Consider the following 20,542-nt stretch of genomic DNA (forward strand, 5'->3'; position numbering starts at 1 on the left):
CTTCAGCCGGGCGGCCTGATCCGTAATCTCGAACAGTTCGCTGTGCGGCGAGACCGTGATCTGCCCATAGTTTTCCAACAATTCGCGGTAGGCGTGAGCCACCGGATTGGGCTTGCGGTCCAGGGTATACAGGCCGTTGGTGTTGACGGTCCCTTTCTTCTCAGCAAGCTCGATGTCCCAGTCGATCTGGTCGGTCAGGCTGTACCAGGTGAAGCCCACCACCGGGGTGCCTTCCTGACGCATGCGCAGCACGTTCAGCCACTGCTTCCATAACCAGATCGGCGCCTGCTTGAGATCGGCGACATTGGTTTCACTGTGGAAAACCGGCTTCTGATAGCGCTCGTAGTAGCCCTTGACGATCTGATACCAGCCGAACACATCCTCACCGATTATGGTGCTGCCGTCGGGCTTGATGATCTTCTCGTTGTGGCCGTAATAATCGCTGCCCATGATCTGGTGGCCCGGCGGCTCTCCGGCCATGAACCAGTCGTATTCCTCGCGGGACAGGCCGTTGTCCATCAGGTACAGCAAGACCTCCGAATCGGGCGGCACGGCATAGTTCAGGTCCAGCGAGAGAAACCGCAGCCGATTTTGCATCGAGATCTCGCGGCGGGGCTTCGGGCTGCCGTCGTGCAGGTACTCGGCGCTTTCGGCCAGCACAATGATGGCGTTGGAGTGCACGCGGGCAATCGACTGGCAAGCCAGGATGTTGGCCGCCACGCCATGCTTGAGGGCCGTCACGAAGCCGCGCTCGGACTTGAGTTGTTCATTCCACAGCCCGTCCTGCGCGCTGGCCTTGGCCGTCACGTAGATCTCGTTGACGGGCGTATAGTGCCGCACCCAGGGATAGCGCCGTGCCACCGCCTCGGCGTACTCGGCAAAATGGACGGGCAGCTCCGGGTTCTGGAAATTGCCCAGCCAGTCCGGCACCCCGAAGTGCATCAGATCAAGGATTGGCGTGATCTCCAGCCGTTTCATCTCGGCCATCACCTGATCGGAAAATTCCCAGTCGTACTTGCCCGGACCCTGGTGAACGCGGTAATAGGGGAGACCGTAACGCAGGTACTTGAGGCCCAGGTCCTTGACCAGATGCAGGTCCTCCTCCCAGCGCTCGTAGTGGTGGCACTCTTCCAGCTCGTCGCGCCGTACCTTGCCGTTCTCGATGGTGGGATACGAGCATTCGATGCCGGTGGCGAACATGAAATTGCTGGGGGTCCCTGTGGGCACGCCCGCGCCGCTGCTTCCCCCTGCACCACCGTACTGGTCTCCAGCGTAATTGCCGTCGCCCAGCTCTTTCTTGATGATCTTCAGAAAGCCCTTGCTCATTGACGTGACCTCACGAGGACAGTTTCCCGCCGGTCACATGCAGCAGGGAACCGGTGGTAAAGGAGCTGTCCTGACAGGCCAGATAGACGTAGGCGGGGGCCAGTTCCTCCGGCTGTCCGGGGCGGCCCAGCGCCACTTCATGGCCGAACTTCTGGACCTCGTCCAGCGGCATGGTGCCGGGGATATTGGGGGTCCAGACCGGGCCGGGCAGCACCGCGTTGATGCGAATGCCGTTGCCCAGTTGGCCGAATTGCAGCGCCAGCGACTTGGTCAATGCGTGGATGCCGCCCTTGGAGGCGGTGTAGTCCACCAGCATGGGATTGCCGGTCTCGCCGACAATTGAGCCAGTGTTGATGATCGCGTCGCCGTCCTGTAAATGCGGCAGCGCCGCCTGGATCATGAAGACGTAGCCGAAGAGGTTGGTCTCCAGTGTGCGCCGCAGTTGCTCCTCGCTGATGTCCAGGATGCTGTCCTGCGTCGCCTGATAGGCCGCGTTGTTGACCAGCACGTTCAGGCCGCCGTATTTGTCCACGGTCTGCTTCACGGCGTCCATGCAGGCGGCTTTCTGGCGCACGTCGGCCTTAATGACCAGGCACTCGCCGCCGCGCTCCTCCACCATCTCTTTGGTCTTCTGCGCGTCGCCGTCGTTCTCGTTGTACAGGATGGCAACTTGAGCGCCCTCCAGGGCGAAGGCCAGCGCCACCGCGCGGCCAATGCCGGAATCTGCGCCAGTCACCAGGGCGATCTTGCCTTTCAGCTTATCGGCAGCTTTGTAATCTTTAAGATCGGACTGCGGTTGAATACCCATCTCGGACTGCTTGGCGGGGTAGGGCAACGTCTCGGCGTTCTTGAAATCATCGGATGTGGGTCTGTCGGGCATACGGCCTCCTTGGATATTGTTCATGCTGTGACAGGCGATCTGCCACCTGTGTCTGCTGCACTACGCGGCGGCGTTGTTTCAAGAAACGCTGAAGGGAGGCCGGACCCCGTCGAACCGCCCAGCCTCCCCTCTGCAATACCCCTGTTCAGCTCACGTTAATCATCACCTTCATACTGGCCTTCTTCTCGTGATCGGCGAACTCGAAGGCCTCGGGTGTCTGATCGAAGGCGTAGCGGTGCGTGACCAGCGCGTCCAGATCAATTGCGCCGCTGGCCACCAGCGCGATGGCCGCCGGGTAGCAGTTGGCGTAGCGGAACACGCCGCGCAACGTGACCTCGCGGCTGGCCGCCGAGACGATGTCCAGGCTGACCTCGGGGTCCGGCGGCAGGCCCACCAGCACCGCCCGGCCACCGGGGCGCGGCGCGGCCAGCGTCATGCGCGTGGTGGGCAGGCTACCCGCTGTCTCGAACGCCACGTCCACCCCAGCGTGCGAGGGCGGCAGATCACCGCGCGTCAACTCCCGGATTTCGGCCAGCGGGTCGCCTCTGCGGGCGTTGATGGTGTGGGTGGCCCCCACCCTGCGCGCCAGTTCCAGCCGGAAGTCCTCCAGATCGACGGCGATGATGGTGGTGGCCCCTGCCGCTTTCGCCGCCTGGATGGTGGTGCAGCCAATCGGGCCAGCACCAAAGACCGCCACGCTGTCGCCCGGCCCAACATCCCCCTTGCGCGCCGCCCAGAGGCCCACCGCCAGGGGTTCGAGCAGCGCGCCCGCGTCGTCGCTGATGCTGTCGGGCAGCTTGAAGGCGAAGTCGTCGGGCCAGATCAGGTACTCGCCCAGCGCGCCGTTCACCGGCGGCGTGGCCATAAAGGTCATGTGCGGGCACAGGTTGTACTCGCCGCGCTTGCAGTACGCGCAGCGGCGGCAGGGATAACCCGGCTCCAGGGCCACCCGGTCTCCCACCTGCACACTGGTCACGCCCTGCCCGAGTGCCTCCACCACGCCCATCACCTCGTGGCCCAGCACCAGCGGCGCTTCCACCACGAAGGGGCCGATGCGTCCATGGGTGTAGTAATGCACGTCGCTGCCGCACACGCCGATGCGCCGCACGCGCACGCGCACCTCGCGCGGGCCGGGGGAAGGCACCTGGCGCGTTTCCCACTTCAGCTCACGGATGCCGTGCAGCACGCTGGTGCGGGAGGTCTGTGTCTCGGGGGCGGTTGGGGCTGCGGGAGCGGATGGGGTGGAAGTCATGGGGACGCCTCGTGCGGGAGAGAATCGGGGGAGGGGAGAGTCGGCTGGAAAGGGGCAACTCAAGTGTGATCAGAGACTAGGGCTGCGGACTGACCAGCGACTGCGCCGCGACGCCCGGACGGGCATCCGCCAGCAGCGCCTCCAGCGCGCCGATGGGACCGCGCTGGCGCAGGCTGTTGCGCGCCGCCAGATAGGCTGCGCTGAACTGCGGATGGTCACCCAAATCGCCAAACAGGTCCTTCAGTTGCAGGAACGCTCCGGGCTGATTTGCCTCACGCCGCACGGCCTCCAGCAGTTGCGGCCCGCGCTGGTCCTGTAACGGCGGGACGGAATTGCCCGCGTCCACCGCTTCCAGATACGCGGCCCAGGACGCCACCACCAGCGCGGCGTGGTCAATTTCACCGCCTTTCGCCAGTTGCTCGCGCACCACCGGCAACAGGAATTTGGGAATGCGCTCGGAGCCGTCGAAGATCAATCTTGCCAGCGTGTCCTGAATGGCGGGGCTGGCAAACCGCTCGATCAACTCGTGCTGATAGGCCTCCAGGTCCATGCCGGGCACGGGCTTCAGCGTCGGCACGCCCTCGCGGGCCATGTAGCCCAGCAAAAAGTCCACGAAGACGGGCAGGCCGCAGACCTGGTGGACATGGGTGTAGCCCGCCAGTAGGCCCAGGTAGCCCATCGCCTGATGCGAGGCGTTCAGCAGCCTTAATTTCATCAGCTCGTAGGGTTCCACGTCGGCCACCACCTGCACGCCCACCGTCTCCAGCGGGGGCCGCCCCAGCGTGAAGTGGTCTTCCAAAACCCATTGCGTAAAGCTCTCGCCGATCACCGGCCAGCCGTCCTCGATGCCTGACGTGACGGCCAGCTCCCGCCGGTCCTGATCGGTGGTCATGGGGGTGATGCGGTCCACCATTGAATTGGGAAAGGCGACTTCGCAGGCGATCCACTCACCCAGCCCGGCGTCCTTGAGGCGCGCGAAGTCCGAAAGCACGCCCCGCGTCACGTGGCCGTTGCCCTGGATGTTGTCGCAGGACATCACGGTGAAGGGTGAAATGCCGCGTTCCCGGCGGCGGCGCAGGCCCTCGGTGATCAGCCCAAAGACGGTTTTCGGGACCGCGCCGGGTTGCAGATCGTGGGCAATCTCCGCACCCGTCGGATCGAACTCGCCGGTGGCGTTGTTGATGCTGTAGCCGCCCTCGGTGACGGTCAGTGAGACGATGCGCGTGGCAGGATCGGCCAGTTTCTCGATAACCCGCTCTGGATCGTCGGGGGCGAACAGAAACTCGTGAATTGCGCCGATCACGCGCGTCTCGGTCTGGCCCGCCGGAGACTTGGTGACCAGGGTGTAGAGGTAATCCTGCGCCGTTAGCACGTCGCGCATCCGCGTGTCTCCGGGCAGCACACCCACGCCACAGATGGCCCAGTCGGCGTTTCCTCCAGCATGCGGCCCCCCGGCATTCAGCACCCGGTCCAGGTACATCGCCTCGTGCGAGCGGTGAAAGCCGCCGACGCCGAAATGCACGATGCTGGTGCTCAGCGTGCGGGGATCGTAGTCGGGAACGGCCACGCCGGGGCCGAGCTGATCGAGGTTTTTCAGGTTTAGTTTGGTCATGGATAACGCTCCAGAAGGGTTGCGGGGGGTTGATCCGGGTGCGGTGGCCAGGCGAACTCTATTCCATGAGTTGCTCGTCCACGAGTTGCACGATCAGGTCGGCGCGGGCGCGGGTGGCGTTGATGACGGCGGCATTCGGCCCGTCCACCGCGTCCGCCCACCCCTCGGCCTCGGCAGGCGCTTTGCCAAAGGCGACGTGGCGCAAGATCAGCCGTTCCATTCGCAGCTCGTCGGGCAGCTTCAGAAACCAGACGGCGTCCAGTTGGGGTCTGACCCGGCCCCATCCCAGACCGTCCAGCAGCAGGTAATTGCCCTCGGTGAGAATCAGGGGCGTGCCTGCGGGGACCGGAACGGCGCTGCCGATGGACTCTTCGAGCAGGCGGTCAAAGGTGGGCGCGTAAACCGTCTCGTCCTTTTCCACGCGCAGCCGTTCCAGCAACGCCGCGTACCCGCCCGCGTCGAAGGTGTCCGGTGCGCCCTTGCGGTCACGGCGGCCCAGGCGCTCCAGCTCCGTATTCGTCAGATGAAAGCCGTCCATACCCACCAGCGCGGCGTCAGTGCCCAGAGCCTCGGCCAGCGCGGCACACAGGGTGGATTTGCCCGCCCCGGGTGCGCCCACGATCCCCAGCATGCGCCGCTGGCCCGGAACGATCATGGACCGCGCCCGCGCCAGCAGCTCAGCCAGGTTGACCCGCACGGATTCGGGCAAAGCTGGCATGGGCTGTGAATTGGGTGGGGGCGTGATCATTTCAATTCTCCATTCAACGACGGGGGCAGGGAGAGGGAGGGCGGCAGGAAAAGATTGATCGCGCCCGCCGCGTCTCCTGGCTACCCTCTGTCAAACATTACTTGACTGCGCCGAAGCTCAGGCCGCGCACCAGTTGGCGCTGGGCCACCCAGCCGAAGATCAGCACCGGCAGTACGGTCAATGCGGCGGCGGCGCTCATCTGTGCCCAAAACAGGCCCATGCTGGTCTTGAACGAGCTGATAAAGACGCTCAGCGGCGCGGCGTCCGAACTGGTCAGGTTGACCGCGAAAAAGACCTCGTTCCATGCGAAGATCACCGCCAGCAGCGCGGTGGCGGCCATGCCCGGCGTGGACAGCGGCAGCGCGATCCCAAAGAATTCCTGCGCCACCGACGCGCCGTCCACCTTAGCGGCCTCGTAAATGGCAAACGGGATCTCGGTCATGTAGCTGTGCATCATCCAGACCACCAGCGGCAGATTCATGGTGGTGTACATCAGGATCAATCCCGGCAGGGTGTCCAGCAGGTGCAGGTTGCGGAACAGCAAGAACAGCGGCACGATCACGCCCACGGCGGGCATCATCTTGGTGGACAGCATCCAGGTCAGCGTGCCCTGGGCGCGGGTGGTGGGATACACCGCCAGCGCGAAGGCGGCGGGCAGCCCCAGCACGAAGGCCAGCAGCGTGCTGCCAATGGCGGCAATCAGGCTGTTCTTCAGCGCCGGAAAGTAACTGGGCAGCGCATTCTTGAAGTTCTCCAGGATCGGCGTGAAGGCAAAGACGGGCGGGCTGGCAAAAGCCTCGGCCTCGGTCTTGAAGGCGGCCAGGAACATCCAGACCAGCGGGAACAGGAAGGCGATGGCGACCAGGTAGGTGATGACGGTCAGCACGGTGTTGCGAACCTTGATGCGGCTCTTGTCCCGTTTGACCGGCATTGAGTTGGTGGGTATGGTCGTCACGTCATCCTCCCTTGTTGCTCTGGTTGGTGCGGTTGATCATCCGCAGCAGGTAGACCGCCAAGACGTTGGTGAGGATCACGGTGATCACGCCTGCCGCGCTGGCCAGCCCGATGTTGTACTCGGCAAAGGCTTTCTGGTAGATGAAGTACGGCAGGTTGGTGGTGGCCAGTCCCGGCCCACCGGAGGTCGAGCCGTAAATCTCGCCGTAAACCTGGAGCAGCGCGATGGTTTCCATCAGCACCACCACCTGAATGGCCTGGGTCCAGTGCGGCATCACGATGTGCTGAAACTCCTGCAAGGGGCTGGCCCCGTCCAGGCGGGCGGCCTCCAGTTGATCGTCAGGCAGGCTTTGCAGACCCGTCAGCAGGATCAGCATGGCAAACGGCGTCCATTCCCAGGTGATCATGGCGATCACGCTGGCCATCGGGTACTGCGCCAGCCAGTCCACCGGCTGCCCGCCCAGCGAGGCCACCACCCACGAGAAGAAGCCGAACACCGGGTTGAGCAGCATGTTCTTCCAGACCACCGCCGTGACGATGGGCATCACCAGAAACGAGCTGATCATCAGGGTGCGGACCAGCCCGCGCCCCGGAAAGTTGCGGTTGAGCAGCATGGCCATCGCGCCGCCGATAAACAGGGTCAGGATCAACGTACCGCCCGCCAGAATAACGGTGTTCAGCACGACTTGCAGATTCTGCGGGTTGGTCAGCAGCGTGGCGTAGTTGCCGAAGCCGATGAAGGGCCGGTTGTCGGGAATGACCAGGTTGTAATTGAAGAACGAGTAGTACACCGTCATGAAGAACGGCACCTGAGTGGTCAGGATCAGGTACAGCATGGCGGGCCAGATCAGCGCGGCGGGGGTCAGGCGCAGGCCGCGTTTGGGGGCGGGTGGACTGGCCGTGGTGGTGGTGGGGTTGGCAATGGTGGTCATGGGGTCCCCTTATCGCGGTGGTGGCCGTCTGATCCCGGCACCGGGCACTCGCCAGGCGGGCGGCGGTCAGGTTCGGCGCGGCCCTTCTCTGGCCAAAGGCCAGGAGGAGGCCGGGCAACGCTACCCGGCCTCCTCCTTCAGTCCTGACCAGAAGCGCCGGGTTTTATTTCTGGTAGCCGCCTTCCTTGGCGACCTTCTGGGCGGCGTCCTGCGCCTGCTTGAGCGCCTGATCCACGGTGGTCTGACCGCTGATCGCCCCGGCCAGGAACTGACCCACCTGGGTCCCCAGCGCCTGGAACTGCGGGATGGCGACGTACTGGATGCCGGTGTAGGGAACGGGGTCCTTGGTGGCATTGGTCACGTCGGCGCTGTTGATGGCGCTCTGCACCAGCCCGCTGAACGCTCCGGCGGCCTTCTTGTAGTTGGCGTTGTTGTAGGTGCTGGTGCGGGTGCCGGGAGGCACCGAGGCCCAGGTGCCCTTTTCCTTGGCGACCAGGGCGATGTACTCCTGGCTGGTGGCCCAGGTAATGAACTTGAAGGCCGCGTCTTCCTTCTTGGTGCTCTTGGGAATCGCCAGGTTCCAGCTCCAGTACCAGTGGTTGCCCTTGGGGGTGCCGGGGCCGGTGGGCGCGTTGGCAAAGCCAATCGACTTGGTGACCTTGGAGGCGCTGGGATCGCTCAGCAGACCGGCGGCCACGGTGGCGTCCACCCACATGCCGCACTTGCCCTGGCTCATGAGGGTCAAGTTCTCGGTAAAGCCGTTGCCGGTTGCGCCGGGAGGGCCGTACTTCTTGATGGTGTCCACATAGAAGGTCATGGCGCTTTTCCAGGCGGGCGAGTTGAGCTGGGCCTTCCAGTCGTTGTCGTACCAGCGCCCGCCGAAGGTGTTCATCACGGTGCTGAACACGGCCATGTTCTCGCCCCAACCGGGCAGCCCGCGCAGGCAGATGCCATACACGCCCTTGCCGGGGTTGTGGACCTTGGCGGCAAAGCCCTGAATCTGGCTCCAGGTGGGGCTTTGCGGCATGGAAATCCCGGCGGCCTTGAACAGGTCTTTGTTGTAATACGTCATGCTGCTCTCGGCGTAAAAGGGAACCGCGTACAGGTTCTTGTTCACCGTGAGGGCCGCGCGGACACCCGGAATCACGTCGTCCAGGTTGTAGCTCTTGGCGATCTCAGGGTTCTTGGCGAACATCGGGGTCAGCGGATCGAGCCAGCCGTTCTTGGCCCAGATCGGCACCTCGTACGCGCCCACGGTGGCGACGTCGAAGCTGCCCGCGCCGCTCGCCACGTCCAGCGTGACCTTCTGGCGCAGTTCGTTCTCGGGCAGGACCACCCATTTCGTGTTGATATCGGGGTATTTCTTGGTGAACTCGCCCGACAGCTTCTGCATGGTCACCATGTCCGGATTGTTCACGGTGGCGATGGTGATGGTGGTGGCCGCCTGTGCGGTGGCGGTCAGAGCGAGGCTGAGCATTAACAGTCGTTTCATGGGTATTCCTCCATCGCCGCAACCTTTCCGAGCGGCGAGATAATGAACGGCAAACCTCAGATGATGGGGTCAACGCGTTCGGGTCAACCGGGGCGTTCCCTGGTCAGGTGATGAATGGTCTCGTGTCCATGATTGAACCACAGATGTTCTGATTCGTCAAATCCAGAATTCTTGGACTCGCATCAGACCGCTGTCGATTGCAGCCCATTACGGACCACAGCCCGGCATGCACAACATTGGACACGGGACCACCCTCCAATCTGGAAAGTTCGGCTGCACGGGGACATGCCTCCAGCCCAAACGGCCTACAATGGTCCGCGTGTCAACGATTCAGGATGTCGCGCGGCTGGCCGGGGTTTCTGCTACCACGGCCAAACGTGCGCTGCGCGATCCCGGCAAGCTCACGCCGGACACCCTGGCGCGGGTGCAGGCGGCCATTCAGGAGCTGCACTACGAACCCGACGTGCGCGCAGGCAGCCTGCGCGGCGGCCAGAGCCGGACGGTGGGCCTGGTGGTGGCCAGCATCGTTGAGCCGTTCTTCGCGCAGTTCGCCCGCGCCGCCGCCCGCCATCTCAAGGCCGCCGACTATACACTGATCATCAGCGAGAACGAGTACAGCGCCCGCCTGGAACTGCCCGAACTGCGCCGGTTGTACGGTCAGCGGGTGGCGGCCATCATGCTGCGGCCCGGGTACGGCGACGACAGCCGCGAGTACCTGGAACGCCTGCGGGGGCGCGGCCTGTTCATACTGGAATACGACTACGTGCCCGACGGCGCGGCATTTTCTAGCGTCCTGCTGGACAACGCCCGCTCCATGCGGGAAGCCGTGGCGTACCTGCATGGGCTGGGTCACACCCGCATCGCCGCGCTGGGCACCTACGATCCCGTGGTCCACCCGGAAGGCCGGTCGCGGACCTTTCCCCAGGCCATGCGCGACCGGGGCCTGCACGTGCCGCCCGAATACCAGCGCGTGGTGCTGCTGACCGAGGACACCGCCTACGCCCTGACCCACGAACTCCTGGCGCTGCCCAGCCCGCCCACCGCGCTGATCGCCCTGACCGGCACCCAGGCCATCGGCGCGTTCCGGGCCATCCGCGAGCGCGGCCTAAGCCTGCCGGGTGACCTCTCGCTGCTGACCTTTGACAACTATCCCTGGACTGCTCTGGTGGACCCGCCGATCACCGTGATCGAGCAACCTGTCGAGCAGATGGCCGAGACAGCGGCCCGCGCAGTGCTGTGCGCCCTGGAAGGCCAGGATGACGCGGACGGCAAAACCAACCCCCAGCACGCCGTTTTTCCAGGCCGATTGATCGTGCGCGGCAGTTGCGCCCCGCCCCGGCAGCGCAGATTGGCCCTGACCCGCTGAGGTCCGCCGGAGACAGAACCGCCCGCCGTGCTGTAATTCCCCCATGTCCATCTCCGCATCCCTGCTGGCCCTCGATATCGGCGGCACCTCCATGCGGGCCGCATTGATCGCAGGCGGGCAGATCACCCGCCGCGCCGAGGTCCGCACGCCCAAGCCCAGCACACCGGGGGCGGTGATTGAGGCGGCATTGACGCTGGCCGCGCCGCTGGCCCCGGACGCCGCCGCCGTCGGCGTGGCCTGCGCGGGCGCGGTGGCTGCCGGGCGCGTGACCGCCACTGCCGTCCATACCTTTCCCGGCTGGACCGACGTGCCGCTTGAGCAGCAGCTCGGAGCGGCGCTGGGGCTGCCCTGCGCCGCCCTGAACGACGCCCGCGCCGCCGCCTGGGGCGAGTTTGTGGCGGGAGCCGGACGGGGAACGGGCGAATTCATGTTCATCACCGTCAGCACGGGCGTGGGCGCGGGGCTGGTGCTGGGCGGGCGGCTGCATCTGGCGGGCAACGGTCTGGACGCTGAACTGGGCTTCGTGAGCGTGCCTGCCGTCTGGAAACAGGGGACGCAGGTCTCGCCCCTGGGCGAACTGGGGCCACTGGAATTTGAGACGAGCGGCACGGCGCTGGGCGCTCAGGCGCGGGGCCTGGGTCTGGCCGACGCCCGCGCCCTGGCCGATGCCGCCGAGGCTGGCGTGGCGCGCGCAGACATGCTGTACCGCAGGTCTGCCACCCTGATCGCCTGGAAAGTTGCGGACATTGCAGCGTTGCTGGGTGTGACGAGGGTTGCCCTGGGCGGCAGCGTGGGCCTGCGCGCCGGGTATCTGGCGCGGGTGCGCCGCAGCCTGGGCCTGTTTCCACCGCGCTATCAACCCCAAGTCGTTCACGCCGAGCTGGGCGCGGACGCCGGGTTGATCGGTGCGGGGCTGTGGGCGGGGAGAGGCTGAACCAGCCCCTATACTCCAAACCATGTCCACCGACGGCCCACACCACAGGAGCCACGCCGGGGCGAACGCCATCGCCCGCGCGCTGCGGGCCTGGTGGTGCGCCAGGCTGGGCCGTCCGCTGCCGGGATGAGACGTTTTCCTGCTGTCGGCCCACGCTCCTGCGGGCCAGGTGCCCGCCTTTCCTGTGAGGTTCCATCATGACCGTATTTGACCGCCTGTTCGCCGATTCTGGCCTGAGCCAGTTGCAGGAGAAAGACGCCCGCGATCCACTGGCCCACAAACGCGCCGAATTTAAGCTGCCGGAGGGCGTGATCTATCTGGACGGCAACAGTCTGGGCGCGCTGCCGCTCAGCGTCCCCGCCCGCCTGGCCCGCGTGGCCGAGGAGGAATGGGGCGGTCAGCTCATCCGCTCGTGGACCGCCAATGCCGAGGCCGCGCAGGACTGGATGAACCTGCCGGACCGCGTGGCCGCCAGGATCGCCCCGCTGATCGGCGCGCAACCGCAAGAGGTTGCGGTGGGCGACAGCACCAGCGTCAACCTCTTCAAGCTGCTGGCCGCCGCGCTGCACATGGCCGCGCCCGAACGCCGCATCATCCTGACCGACGCTGACAATTTCCCCACAGACCTGTATATGGCACAGGGTCTGAACGCGCTGCTGGGTGGACGCTATGAGCTGCGGCGCGTGCCAGGCGCGGAGCTGGAGGCGAACCTGACCGATGAAGTCGCCCTGACCCTGCTGACCGAGGTGGATTACCGTACCGGGCGCAAACTGGATCTGGCCGGGCTGACGGCAAAGGCACAGCAGCGCGGCATCCTGACCATCTGGGATCTGGCGCATTCCGCCGGGGCGTTCCCGGTGGACCTGAAGGGCGCGGGGGCCGATTTTGCGGTGGGCTGCGGTTACAAGTACCTCAACGGCGGCCCCGGCGCACCCAGTTTTCTGTTTGTCGCCGAGCGGCATCACGGTTCGGCCCCCGCGTTCCTGAGCGGCTGGATGGGCCACGCCGATCCCTTCGAGATGGCCCGCGACTTCACCCCCGCCCCCGGCGCGCGGCGCTACGTGGTGGGCACGCCCACGGTTCTCAGCCTGAGCGCGCTGGACGCCGCGCTGGAGGTGTTCGCGGATGTGGATATGGGGCAACTGCGGGCCAAGTCGCTGTCGCTGACCGATACGTTTATCGAATTGATGGAACCGCTGACCGCCCGGTATCCGCTCAAACTGGTAACGCCCCGCAACCACGCCGAGCGCGGCAGTCAGGTGTCCTACCAGCATCCGCAGGCGCAGCAGGTCATGCATAAGCTGATCGAGCGGGGCGTTCTGGGTGATTTCCGCACGCCGGATATCCTGCGCTTCGGCTTCACGCCGCTGTACCACTCGCACGCGGACGTGTGGCGGGCGGTGCAGGGCATCAAGACGGTGCTGGAGGAAGGCGGGGAGGCGTGACCGGCGCAGACCAGAATACCCCCGGCCAGAATGCCCCCGAGCGCGCCCACACCGACTTTTCCCAGAGCCTCAGCTACGGCGATTACCTGCGCCTGGACACGCTCAGGGCCGCCCATCAGCCCATCACGGCGGCGCACGACGAACACCTGTTCATCACGGTCCACCACGTTTCGGAGGTGTGGCTGGAGCTGATCGTGCGCGAGTTGCGGGCGGCCATGACGCTGCTGGAAGGCGGCATCACCGACGCGCCGCTGAAGATGCTGACCCGCGTGGTGCGCGCCCAGGAGCAACTGACCAACGCCTGGGAAGTGCTGAAGACCATGACCCCCGCCGACTACTTGCAATTCCGCCATGCCTTCGGGCAGGCGTCGGGCTTCCAGTCGGCCAGCTACCGCACGGTGGAATTCTTGCTGGGCAACCGCCGCGCCGTGCTGCTGCGTCCGCACGAACACCGGCCCGATCTGCACGGCCCGCTGGAGGCCGATCTCAACGCCCCCAGCGTCTACGATCTGGCCCTGAACCTGCTGGCCGAGCGCGGGCTGCCGGTACCGGACGAGGTGCTGCACCGTGACCTGACCCTGCCCCCGGTCCTGAACGAAACGGTGCTGGACTCCTGGCTGACCGTATACCGCGATCCCCAGACCTACTGGGACCTGTACGAGCTGGCCGAGAAGCTGCTGGATGTAGAGGACAACTTCCGGCGCTGGCGCTTCAACCACCTGACCACCGTGGAGCGCACGATTGGCTTCAAGGCCGGATCGGGCGGCACCAGCGGTGCGGGCTACCTGCGCGGCGTGCTGGGCGTGGTCCTGTTCCCGGAGTTGTGGGAAGTCAGAACGCGGCTGTAGCGGGGGATCGAACCAGAACCTCCGAATTCACGTACCAGCAGTATCCGATTCCCAACATCCGATTCCCAGTGCCCTCTCAGAGACGTCCAAAGGAGATTTCATGTCCCGACACTCGACCCTGTTCAGCGCCGCCATCCTGACCGCCAGCCTCAGCATCGCCTCTGCCGGAGGTGCCGAGCCAATGGGCAGCGGCCTGGTCAGCATGCCCAGCCCCTACAGCGTGGGCGAGACGCTGGACCGCGTGACCACTGCTGCTGCCGCGCTCGATTTTGGCGTGGCCGCGCGCATCAACCACGCCCAGGCCGCGCAGAAGGTGGGGCTGGAACTGCGGCCCACCGAGGTGCTGCTGGTGGGCAATCCCAGGGGCGGCACGGCGCTGATGCTGTGCGCGCAGACGGTGGCGATTGATCTGCCGGTCAAGTTCCTGGCCTATCAGGACGCCGCCGGGCAGGTCTGGCTGACCTACAACGATCCGGCCTACCTGATGTCGCGGCACAACGCCAGCGGCTGCAACGAGGCCTTCGCCAAGGCAGGCGGGGCGCTGAAGATGATTGCGATGAACGCCCTGAAATAGCGCGTTGGTCACAGCGAATGCGAGGGGTTCCAGCTTTGATACCGCAACCCCTCGCATTTGCCGTGAAAACCCCGCTAGGCGTTGGGGCCTGGCAGTGCCTCCAGCGCCGCCGCGTGCTGCTCCAGCGCCCGCTTCATCGGCTGCGGCGAGACGGCCTCACCCTCGGGCCTGAGCGTGTCCATCACCGCTTTCAGGTCGGGAAACAGTCCGGCGGCGGGCATGGCGAGCAGCGCCGCCCCCTCCGCCGCGCCGGGAGCGTGCTTAATGTGCTGGACGGGCAATTCCAGCGCGCCGCTGACCAGACCCAGCCACAGGTCGCTGCGTGCGCCGCCGCCGGTGGCCAGCAGGGTGGTCAGGCTGGAAAGGGGCTGCATGACCCGGTAGGTATCGGACAGCGCGCAGACGGTGCCTTCCAGCAGCGCGCGGACCAGATGCGAGCGGCGGTGCGCCAGGCTCAGGCCGGACCACGAGCCGCGCAGATCGGGGTTCATCAGCGGGCTGCGTTCTCCGGCCAGGTAGGGCAGGAAGGTCACATCCTCGGAGCCGTCTGGAACGGTGGCCGCCTCATCCAGTAGAGAGGGGAAGTCGGTTTCGGGGGCCAGCGCGTCGTGGAACCATTGCAGTGCCCCGGCACACGCCAGCGTGACGCCCAGCAGGTTGTAGCCGCCGTCGGCGTGGGCGAACAGGTGGACGCGGCCCTGCGGGTCAGGAGTGGGCGTGTCCAGTGGGGCAAACAGCACGCCGCTGGTTCCCAGGCTGACGCTGCCCACGCCGGGGCGGTGCGCCCCCAGGCCCAGGCCGATGCCCGCCGCCGCATTGTCGCCGCCCCCCGCCACAATCTTGAGGTCAGTGGGTAATCCGGTCTGCGCCGCCAAACCGGGCAGAATCTGGCCCACCACCGCCCAGGAGTCCACCACTTCAGGGAACAGCTCTACATTCAGCGAGAGGGCGTTCAGGACGTCCATATCCCAGCTCTTGGCCGCCAGGTTCAACGCGCCAATCCCCGAAGCGTCGGACGGCTCGGTGAAGAAATTGCCGGTCAGGACGTAGCTCAGGTAATCCTTGGGCAGCAGCAATTTGTGGAGGCGAGCAAAGTTCTCCGGTTCGGCCTGACGCAGCCACAGCAGCTTGGGCAACTGGAAGCCGGTCACGGCGCGGTTGCCGGTGCGGGCGATCAATTCCTCGCGCGGGATTCTGGCCTCGATCTCGTCTACCGCCGCCCCGGTGCGCTGATCGTTCCAGAGCGGCGCGGGGCGGATGATCTCGCCGCCCGCAGCCAGAAAGACCGCGCCGTGCATCTGCCCGCTGAGGCCCAGCGCCAGCGGAGTGCGGCCATCTGCCTTCAGCGTTCCGGCCAGTTCCTTTAAGGCGTCCAGGGTGGCCGAGGCCCAGTCCTGCGGGCGCTGCTCGGTCCAGCCGGGCTGCGGGGTCAGCAGCGGATAGGCGCGCGTGGTGCTGGCGACCACCCTGCCGCCCGCGTCCAGCGCCACCGCCTTGACGCCGCTGGTGCCGATATCGATGCCCAGCGTGACGGGGTTGCTCATCCCCTCACGCCCATCAACAGCTCGGTGGTCATCTGGTCCAGCGCTTCCAGGCCCGGACCACGCACGCCCAGCGCCGCGCGGTCAAAGGTACGGTTCTTGAGGGCCTCGGCGTTCTCAGGCGAGAACTTGCTCAGGGCGGCCAGCTCCCCGTCCTCCACACGGTAGGCTTCCAGCGCCGCCGTGATCTCGGAGTCGGCGCGGAACTGGGCCACCTTGTCTTTCAGGATCAGGTAGGTCCGCATGCAGCCGCGCGTAAAGGTCCACACGCCCGCCTCGTCCTCGGTGCGCAGGGCGTGGGCGTCGAAGTGCAGCGGGCCGCTGTAGCCGCCCTCTTCGAGCAGCATGACGGTAAAGAAGGCTCCCTTGATGTTCTCCGCGCCGAAGCGCAGGTCCTGATCGAAGCGGCCCATCTTCTGATCGTTCAGATCGACGTGGTAGAGCTTGCCCGCGTCCAGCGCCTGGGCAAGCGCGTGCGGGAAGCTGAGGCCCGCCATCGTCTCGTGGGCAAATTCGGGGTTGACACCGAACAGCTCCGGCTTGTCCAGCGTGGGAATAAAGCCCAGGGCGCTGCCCACGGTGGGCAAAAAGATGTCGGCGCGCGGCTCGTTGGGCTTGGGTTCCAGCGCGAAGCGGTAGCCGTAGCCCTGCGCCTCACTGTATTCGGCCAGGAAATTCAGGCTCTCGCGGAACCAGGCCAGCGCGTCCATCAATTTGCCGCCCGCGTCCACTTCCGTTCCCTCGCGGCCACCCCAGAACACATAGGTCTGTGCGCCCAGTTCGGCTCCCAGATCCATCGAGCGCATGGTTTTCTGGAGCGCATAGGCGCGCACGCGGCGGTCTGCGCTGGTGAACGCGCCGTCCTTGAACGCCGGATCGCCGAACAGGTTGGTGGTGGCCATCGGCACCTTCAGGCCGGTTTCAGACAGCGCGGCTTTCAGGTCCGAAACGATCCGGTCACGCTCAGCCGCCGTGGCGTCAATCGGCACCAAATCGTTGTCGTGCAGGTTGATGCCCGACGCGCCCAGCTCGGCCAGCTTGCGCACGATGTACGGCGCGCTCAGCGGCTGCCGGGTAGGTTCGCCAAACGGATCGCGCCCGACATTGCCGACGGTCCAGAGGCCAAAGGTGAACCGATCTGCGGGGGTGGGATTGAAGTCGGTCATGGTTCCTCCTACATTATAACGAAATCGTTTTCGCCAAATGGACTGGACTAGATGCGGTTGATGCTTGGGCCTGGGGACCGGGAGAGTCGCAGACGGGTCTATCCACTCCGCCGGTACGGCCCGGTGCTGTGGCGCAGCACCAGCCGGGTGGGCAGCAACACCTGCCGGGGCGCATGTCCAGCCAGTTGCTCCAGCAGCAGCCGCACGCCCTCGGCAGCCATCTCGGCGGCGGGGTGGTACACGGTACTCAGGCCGCCCGCGATGTATTCCGCACCCTGGATGTCATCGAAGCCGATAAGAGACACGTCCTGCGGCACGCGCAGCCCGGCCCGGCTCAGGGCCTGAAACGCCGCCGCCGCGCCCAGATCGGTCTCGGCGAAGACGGCGGTAACCTCGCCGCGCCGCACGGCATCAACCAAAGCCGCGCCGTCATGAATGGGAGGGAGGGCAGGGAAGCCCGCCGCCGAGAGCGCCCCCCGGTACCCTGCCTCGCGCCGTTGGAAGTGTTCGACGCCGCTGGCCTGGCCGCCGCCGTAAAAAGCGATGCGGGTGTGGCCCAGTGCCAGCAGATGCCCCACCGCCAGCGCCGCGCCGCCCGCGTGATCGGCGTCCGCCGCGCCCATGCCGGGCGGCACCTGTTCGCTCCACAGCGCCACCACCGGCAGCGCCGCCCCGGTCAGGCGTTCCAGGAGGTCGTGGCCGCGCAGCGGATCGCAACTGACCAGCAGGCCATCCACCCGCCCGTCCAGATAGGTGCGCGCCAGCCGCTGCCCACCCGGATAGACCACCAGCGCCGGGACACCCAATTCCCGCGCCGCGCCGCTGAGGCCCGCCATGATCGCGCCATCGAAGGTCCGCGACACCGCCTGGCCCGCCTCCGGCTCGCCCAGCACACTGTCCGGCTCGGACGAACCCACCGCCTCCAGCACCACCCCGAGTTGCCCGGTCTGACGGGTCCGCAGGTTGCGGGCGGCCACGTCCGGCACGTAGCCGAGTTCGCGGGCCACCGTTCGCACCCGCTCGGCAGTCTCGGCGCGCACCGGGTAGTCGGCGCGGCCCGACAGCACCTTGGACACCGTGGCGGTGCTGACGCCCGACGCGGCGGCGACGGCCTTGATGCTGACGCGGCCCACTGCTGGCCGGGTCAGCTCAGCCACTGTTCTCGAACTTGACCCAGCGCCCATTGTCCGCCGCACTTTCCAGCACGCGCGTCACGAATTCCACGCCCTGTACGCCGTCTTTGACCGTCGGGTAATCGGAATTGACGCCCTCGCCCCGTTCCCGCGCCGCCAGATCGTCGGCCACGGCGCGGTAGATGTTGGCGAACGCCTCGATAAAGGCTTCGGGGTGGCCGGCGGGCAGCCGGGTCATGGCGTTGGCCGCCCCACCCGTTCCCGGCCCGCCGCGCGTCAGCATCTGCCGGGGTTTATCCAGCTCATCGTAGAGGAGGTGATTGGGGTCTTCCTGCCGCCAGCTCAGGCTGCCCCTCGTCCCGAAGACCGAGAGGCGCAGGTCATTTTCGCGGCCTATCTCGATCTGAGAGACGGTCAACAGGCCCTTTGCACCGCTGCTGAACCTCAAGAGCATGCTGGCGTCGTCGTCCAGCGGGCGGCCCGGCACGAAGGCGGTCAGTTCGGCGGCCACCTCCTTCAGCGACAACCCACTGACAAAGGTTGCCAGTTGCTCGGCGTGGGTGCCGATGTCGCCCAGCGCGCCGGCGGGACCACTGCGGGCCGGATCGGTGCGCCACTCGGCCTGCTTGCCGGTCTGCTCGGTGGCCAGCCAGCCCTGGTGATACTCCACGATGACTTTACGGATGTCGCCCAGTTCACCCTTACGCACCATCTCGCGGGCCTGGCGGACCATCGGATAGCCGCTGTAGTTGTAGGTCACGGCGAAGACGGTGCCCGCCTGCTTCACGGCGGCCTCCAGCTCAAGTGCTTCCCCGAGCGTGGGAACCAGAGGCTTGTCGCAGATCACGTGAAAGCCCGCCCCAACCGCCGCCAGCGCCACCGGAAAATGCAGGTGATTGGGCGTGACGATGGAGATGACCTCTGCGCCGTCCTCGCGCCCCTTTTCGCCGTCCAGCAACTGTTGCCAGGTGCCGTAACTGCGCTCCGGGGGGAGGCCCAGCGCCGCGCCCGATGCTGTAGACCGCTCCGGCGTGCTGGACAGCGCCCCGGCCACCAGCACGTACCGCCCGTCCAGCGCCGCCGCGTGCCGATGAACCGCGCCGATAAAGGCGTCCTGGCCGCCGCCCACCATCGCCAGGCGCAGGGGGCGTTGATGGTCGCTCACGCCTGCTCCCTGGCAAAAGCGTCGTCGAACACCACGTCAGACGGCGGAAAGTCCAGACGGCGCGTGTAGGCCGCGCTCTCGGTTGCCCCGGCCACCCGGTCCATGCGGGCGTCCTCCCACTCGATGCTGAGGGGGCCACCGTAGCCGATGTCGTGCAGCGCCACGATGATCTCCTCGAATTTCACGTCGCCGCGCCCCACCGAGCGAAAGTCCCAGAAGCGCCGCCCGTCGCCGAAGGTGGTGTGGCCGCCGAACACGCCCACCTCGCCGCTGCCGTGGCCCCACCACACGTCCTTGATGTGAACGTGGTAAATCCGCTCAGGGAAGCGGCGAATAAAGCCCACGTAGTCCACGCCCTGATACGCCAGATGGCTGGGATCATAGTTGAAGCCGAAGCGCGGGTGATTGCCCACCGCCTCCAGCGCACGCGCCGCACTGGCCGTGTCGAAAGCGATTTCGGTGGGGTGAACCTCCAGCGCGAAGTTCACGTCCACCTCGCCGTAAGCGTCCAGAATGGGGGTGAAGCGGCGGGCGAAGTCCTCGAACCCCCGTTCCCAGTACGCCTGATCGGTGGGCGGAAAGGCGTAGAGGCTGTGCCAGATGCTGGAGCCGGTGAAGCCCGTCACGACGCCCACACCCAGTTTGCGCGCGGCCTTGCCGGTGTCGATAAGTTCCTGCGCGGCACGCTGGCGCACGCCCTCGGGATCGCCGTCGCCCCAGACGTGGGCGGGCAGAATGGCTTTGTGGCGCTTGTCGATGGGGTCACACACCGCCTGACCGACAAGGTGATTGCCGATGGCGTGAATCTGGAGATCGTGTCTGGCGAGGAGTTCGCGCACGCCCTCTGCGTAGCCATCTTCTTTCAAGGCGCGCCCCACGTCGAAGTGATCGCCCCAGCAGGCCAGCTCCAGGCCATCGAAGCCCATTTCTTTAGCAAGCGGGGCGAGTTCGGTCAGCGGCAGGTCGGCCCACTGGCCGGTAAACAGGGTGACAGGTCTTGGCATGGGTCTAGGGTGCCTCCGGGGTGTGGGCGGGGTCAAGTTTTGCGGTGTAGATGGATTGGATAGACGTTGAAAGTGAAGGGGTTGCTCCCACGAGAACCCCTCAGTCCGCTACGCGGCCAGCTCCCCTTAAAAGGGAGCCGAGGAGGGCGGCTGGCCGGGCAATTCCGAGA

Annotated in this window: 18 protein-coding genes; 5 read left to right on the forward strand and 13 right to left on the reverse strand. The window is 66.1% G+C overall.

Translation table 11 applies throughout. The annotated features are described in order from the left end of the window. From Q322_RS0114655 to Q322_RS0114690, 8 genes are all read right to left on the reverse strand, one after another. The coding region (locus Q322_RS0114655) for a family 1 glycosylhydrolase (RefSeq protein WP_029478657.1) at window positions 1-1,326 on the reverse strand (1,326 nt) is incomplete at its 3' end. 10 nt (window positions 1,327-1,336) lie between these two features. Beyond that, the gene (locus Q322_RS0114660) at window positions 1,337-2,206 is read right to left on the reverse strand and encodes an SDR family oxidoreductase (RefSeq protein WP_029478658.1); all 870 of its coding nucleotides are present in this window, start codon (window positions 2,204-2,206) and stop codon (window positions 1,337-1,339) included. A gap of 145 nt (window positions 2,207-2,351) precedes the next feature. Then, a complete protein-coding gene (locus tag Q322_RS0114665) occupies window positions 2,352-3,458 on the reverse strand; it encodes an NAD(P)-dependent alcohol dehydrogenase (RefSeq protein WP_029478659.1) in 1,107 nt (368 codons plus the stop codon). Window positions 3,459-3,534: 76 nt separating this feature from the next. Then, window positions 3,535-5,070 (reverse strand): mannitol dehydrogenase family protein, encoded by a 1,536-nt coding sequence (locus tag Q322_RS0114670; RefSeq protein WP_029478660.1) that lies wholly within the window; start codon window positions 5,068-5,070, stop codon window positions 3,535-3,537. Window positions 5,071-5,128: 58 nt separating this feature from the next. Then, window positions 5,129-5,818, reverse strand: a complete 690-nt coding sequence (locus Q322_RS0114675; protein WP_029478661.1) for a nucleoside/nucleotide kinase family protein — start codon at window positions 5,816-5,818, stop codon at window positions 5,129-5,131. Window positions 5,819-5,915: 97 nt separating this feature from the next. Further along, window positions 5,916-6,773 carry a carbohydrate ABC transporter permease gene (locus Q322_RS0114680; RefSeq protein ID WP_211248915.1) on the reverse strand — a complete coding sequence of 286 codons (858 nt, stop codon included), beginning with the start codon at window positions 6,771-6,773 and terminating at the stop codon, window positions 5,916-5,918. Window position 6,774: 1 nt separating this feature from the next. Further along, window positions 6,775-7,704, reverse strand: a complete 930-nt coding sequence (locus tag Q322_RS0114685; protein ID WP_029478663.1) for a carbohydrate ABC transporter permease — start codon at window positions 7,702-7,704, stop codon at window positions 6,775-6,777. A 163-nt stretch (window positions 7,705-7,867) separates the two neighbouring features. Then, window positions 7,868-9,196, reverse strand: a complete 1,329-nt coding sequence (locus tag Q322_RS0114690) for an ABC transporter substrate-binding protein (protein ID WP_029478664.1) — start codon at window positions 9,194-9,196, stop codon at window positions 7,868-7,870. Between the two features lie 310 nt (window positions 9,197-9,506). Between Q322_RS0114690 and Q322_RS0114695 the strand changes: the two genes are divergently transcribed. The 5 genes from Q322_RS0114695 to Q322_RS0114715 all read left to right on the forward strand — a co-directional run bounded on the left by Q322_RS0114695 (window position 9,507) and on the right by Q322_RS0114715 (window position 14,363). Then, entirely contained in the window at window positions 9,507-10,562 is a 1,056-nt protein-coding gene (locus Q322_RS0114695) for a LacI family DNA-binding transcriptional regulator (RefSeq protein WP_084148013.1), read from the forward strand. Between the two features lie 43 nt (window positions 10,563-10,605). After that, window positions 10,606-11,496, forward strand: a complete 891-nt coding sequence (locus tag Q322_RS0114700) for an ROK family protein (protein WP_029478666.1) — start codon at window positions 10,606-10,608, stop codon at window positions 11,494-11,496. A 197-nt stretch (window positions 11,497-11,693) separates the two neighbouring features. Then, window positions 11,694-12,941, forward strand: a complete 1,248-nt coding sequence (gene kynU / locus Q322_RS0114705) for a kynureninase (RefSeq protein ID WP_051668638.1) — start codon at window positions 11,694-11,696, stop codon at window positions 12,939-12,941. Beyond that, the gene (locus tag Q322_RS0114710; protein ID WP_029478668.1) at window positions 12,938-13,789 is read left to right on the forward strand and encodes a tryptophan 2,3-dioxygenase; all 852 of its coding nucleotides are present in this window, start codon (window positions 12,938-12,940) and stop codon (window positions 13,787-13,789) included. Before kynU ends, Q322_RS0114710 begins: the two co-directional genes overlap by 4 nt. A 100-nt stretch (window positions 13,790-13,889) precedes the next feature. Continuing rightward, window positions 13,890-14,363: a DUF302 domain-containing protein gene (locus Q322_RS0114715; protein WP_034418705.1), complete on the forward strand. Its 474-nt coding sequence runs from the start codon at window positions 13,890-13,892 to the stop codon at window positions 14,361-14,363. Window positions 14,364-14,437: 74 nt separating this feature from the next. Here Q322_RS0114715 and xylB read toward each other — a convergent pair whose 3' ends face one another. The 5 genes from xylB to Q322_RS0114740 form a co-directional block, all read right to left on the reverse strand. Continuing rightward, complete coding sequence (xylB, locus tag Q322_RS0114720) at window positions 14,438-15,907, reverse strand: xylulokinase (protein WP_029478670.1); 1,470 nt, start codon at window positions 15,905-15,907, stop codon at window positions 14,438-14,440. Continuing rightward, window positions 15,904-17,070 (reverse strand): xylose isomerase, encoded by a 1,167-nt coding sequence (gene xylA, locus Q322_RS0114725; protein ID WP_029478671.1) that lies wholly within the window; start codon window positions 17,068-17,070, stop codon window positions 15,904-15,906. The genes xylB and xylA overlap by 4 nt, the downstream gene beginning before the upstream one ends. A gap of 98 nt (window positions 17,071-17,168) precedes the next feature. Further along, window positions 17,169-18,227: a LacI family DNA-binding transcriptional regulator gene (locus Q322_RS0114730; protein ID WP_029478672.1), complete on the reverse strand. Its 1,059-nt coding sequence runs from the start codon at window positions 18,225-18,227 to the stop codon at window positions 17,169-17,171. Beyond that, entirely contained in the window at window positions 18,220-19,368 is a 1,149-nt protein-coding gene (locus tag Q322_RS0114735; protein ID WP_034418707.1) for a Gfo/Idh/MocA family protein, read from the reverse strand. The genes Q322_RS0114730 and Q322_RS0114735 overlap by 8 nt, the downstream gene beginning before the upstream one ends. After that, on the reverse strand, window positions 19,365-20,372 hold the full coding sequence (locus tag Q322_RS0114740) for a sugar phosphate isomerase/epimerase family protein (RefSeq protein ID WP_029478674.1): 1,008 nt from the start codon (window positions 20,370-20,372) through the stop codon (window positions 19,365-19,367). Before Q322_RS0114740 ends, Q322_RS0114735 begins: the two co-directional genes overlap by 4 nt. Window positions 20,373-20,542 lie beyond the last annotated feature (170 nt).

The organism is Deinococcus frigens DSM 12807, assembly GCF_000701425.1.
In the GTDB taxonomy this organism is placed as follows: domain Bacteria; phylum Deinococcota; class Deinococci; order Deinococcales; family Deinococcaceae; genus Deinococcus; species Deinococcus frigens.

Coding starts and splice junctions, on each gene's coding strand:
- Q322_RS0114660 (WP_029478658.1), bottom strand. CDS start 2,206: ATGCCCGACAGACCCACATCCGATGATTTCAAGAACGCCGAGACGTTG.
- Q322_RS0114665 (WP_029478659.1), bottom strand. CDS start 3,458: ATGACTTCCACCCCATCCGCTCCCGCAGCCCCAACCGCCCCCGAGACA.
- Q322_RS0114670 (WP_029478660.1), bottom strand. CDS start 5,070: ATGACCAAACTAAACCTGAAAAACCTCGATCAGCTCGGCCCCGGCGTG.
- Q322_RS0114675 (WP_029478661.1), bottom strand. CDS start 5,818: ATGATCACGCCCCCACCCAATTCACAGCCCATGCCAGCTTTGCCCGAA.
- Q322_RS0114685 (WP_029478663.1), bottom strand. CDS start 7,704: ATGACCACCATTGCCAACCCCACCACCACCACGGCCAGTCCACCCGCC.
- Q322_RS0114690 (WP_029478664.1), bottom strand. CDS start 9,196: ATGAAACGACTGTTAATGCTCAGCCTCGCTCTGACCGCCACCGCACAG.
- Q322_RS0114695 (WP_084148013.1), top strand. CDS start 9,507: ATGGTCCGCGTGTCAACGATTCAGGATGTCGCGCGGCTGGCCGGGGTT.
- Q322_RS0114700 (WP_029478666.1), top strand. CDS start 10,606: ATGTCCATCTCCGCATCCCTGCTGGCCCTCGATATCGGCGGCACCTCC.
- kynU (WP_051668638.1), top strand. CDS start 11,694: ATGACCGTATTTGACCGCCTGTTCGCCGATTCTGGCCTGAGCCAGTTG.
- Q322_RS0114715 (WP_034418705.1), top strand. CDS start 13,890: ATGTCCCGACACTCGACCCTGTTCAGCGCCGCCATCCTGACCGCCAGC.
- xylB (WP_029478670.1), bottom strand. CDS start 15,907: ATGAGCAACCCCGTCACGCTGGGCATCGATATCGGCACCAGCGGCGTC.
- xylA (WP_029478671.1), bottom strand. CDS start 17,070: ATGACCGACTTCAATCCCACCCCCGCAGATCGGTTCACCTTTGGCCTC.
- Q322_RS0114740 (WP_029478674.1), bottom strand. CDS start 20,372: ATGCCAAGACCTGTCACCCTGTTTACCGGCCAGTGGGCCGACCTGCCG.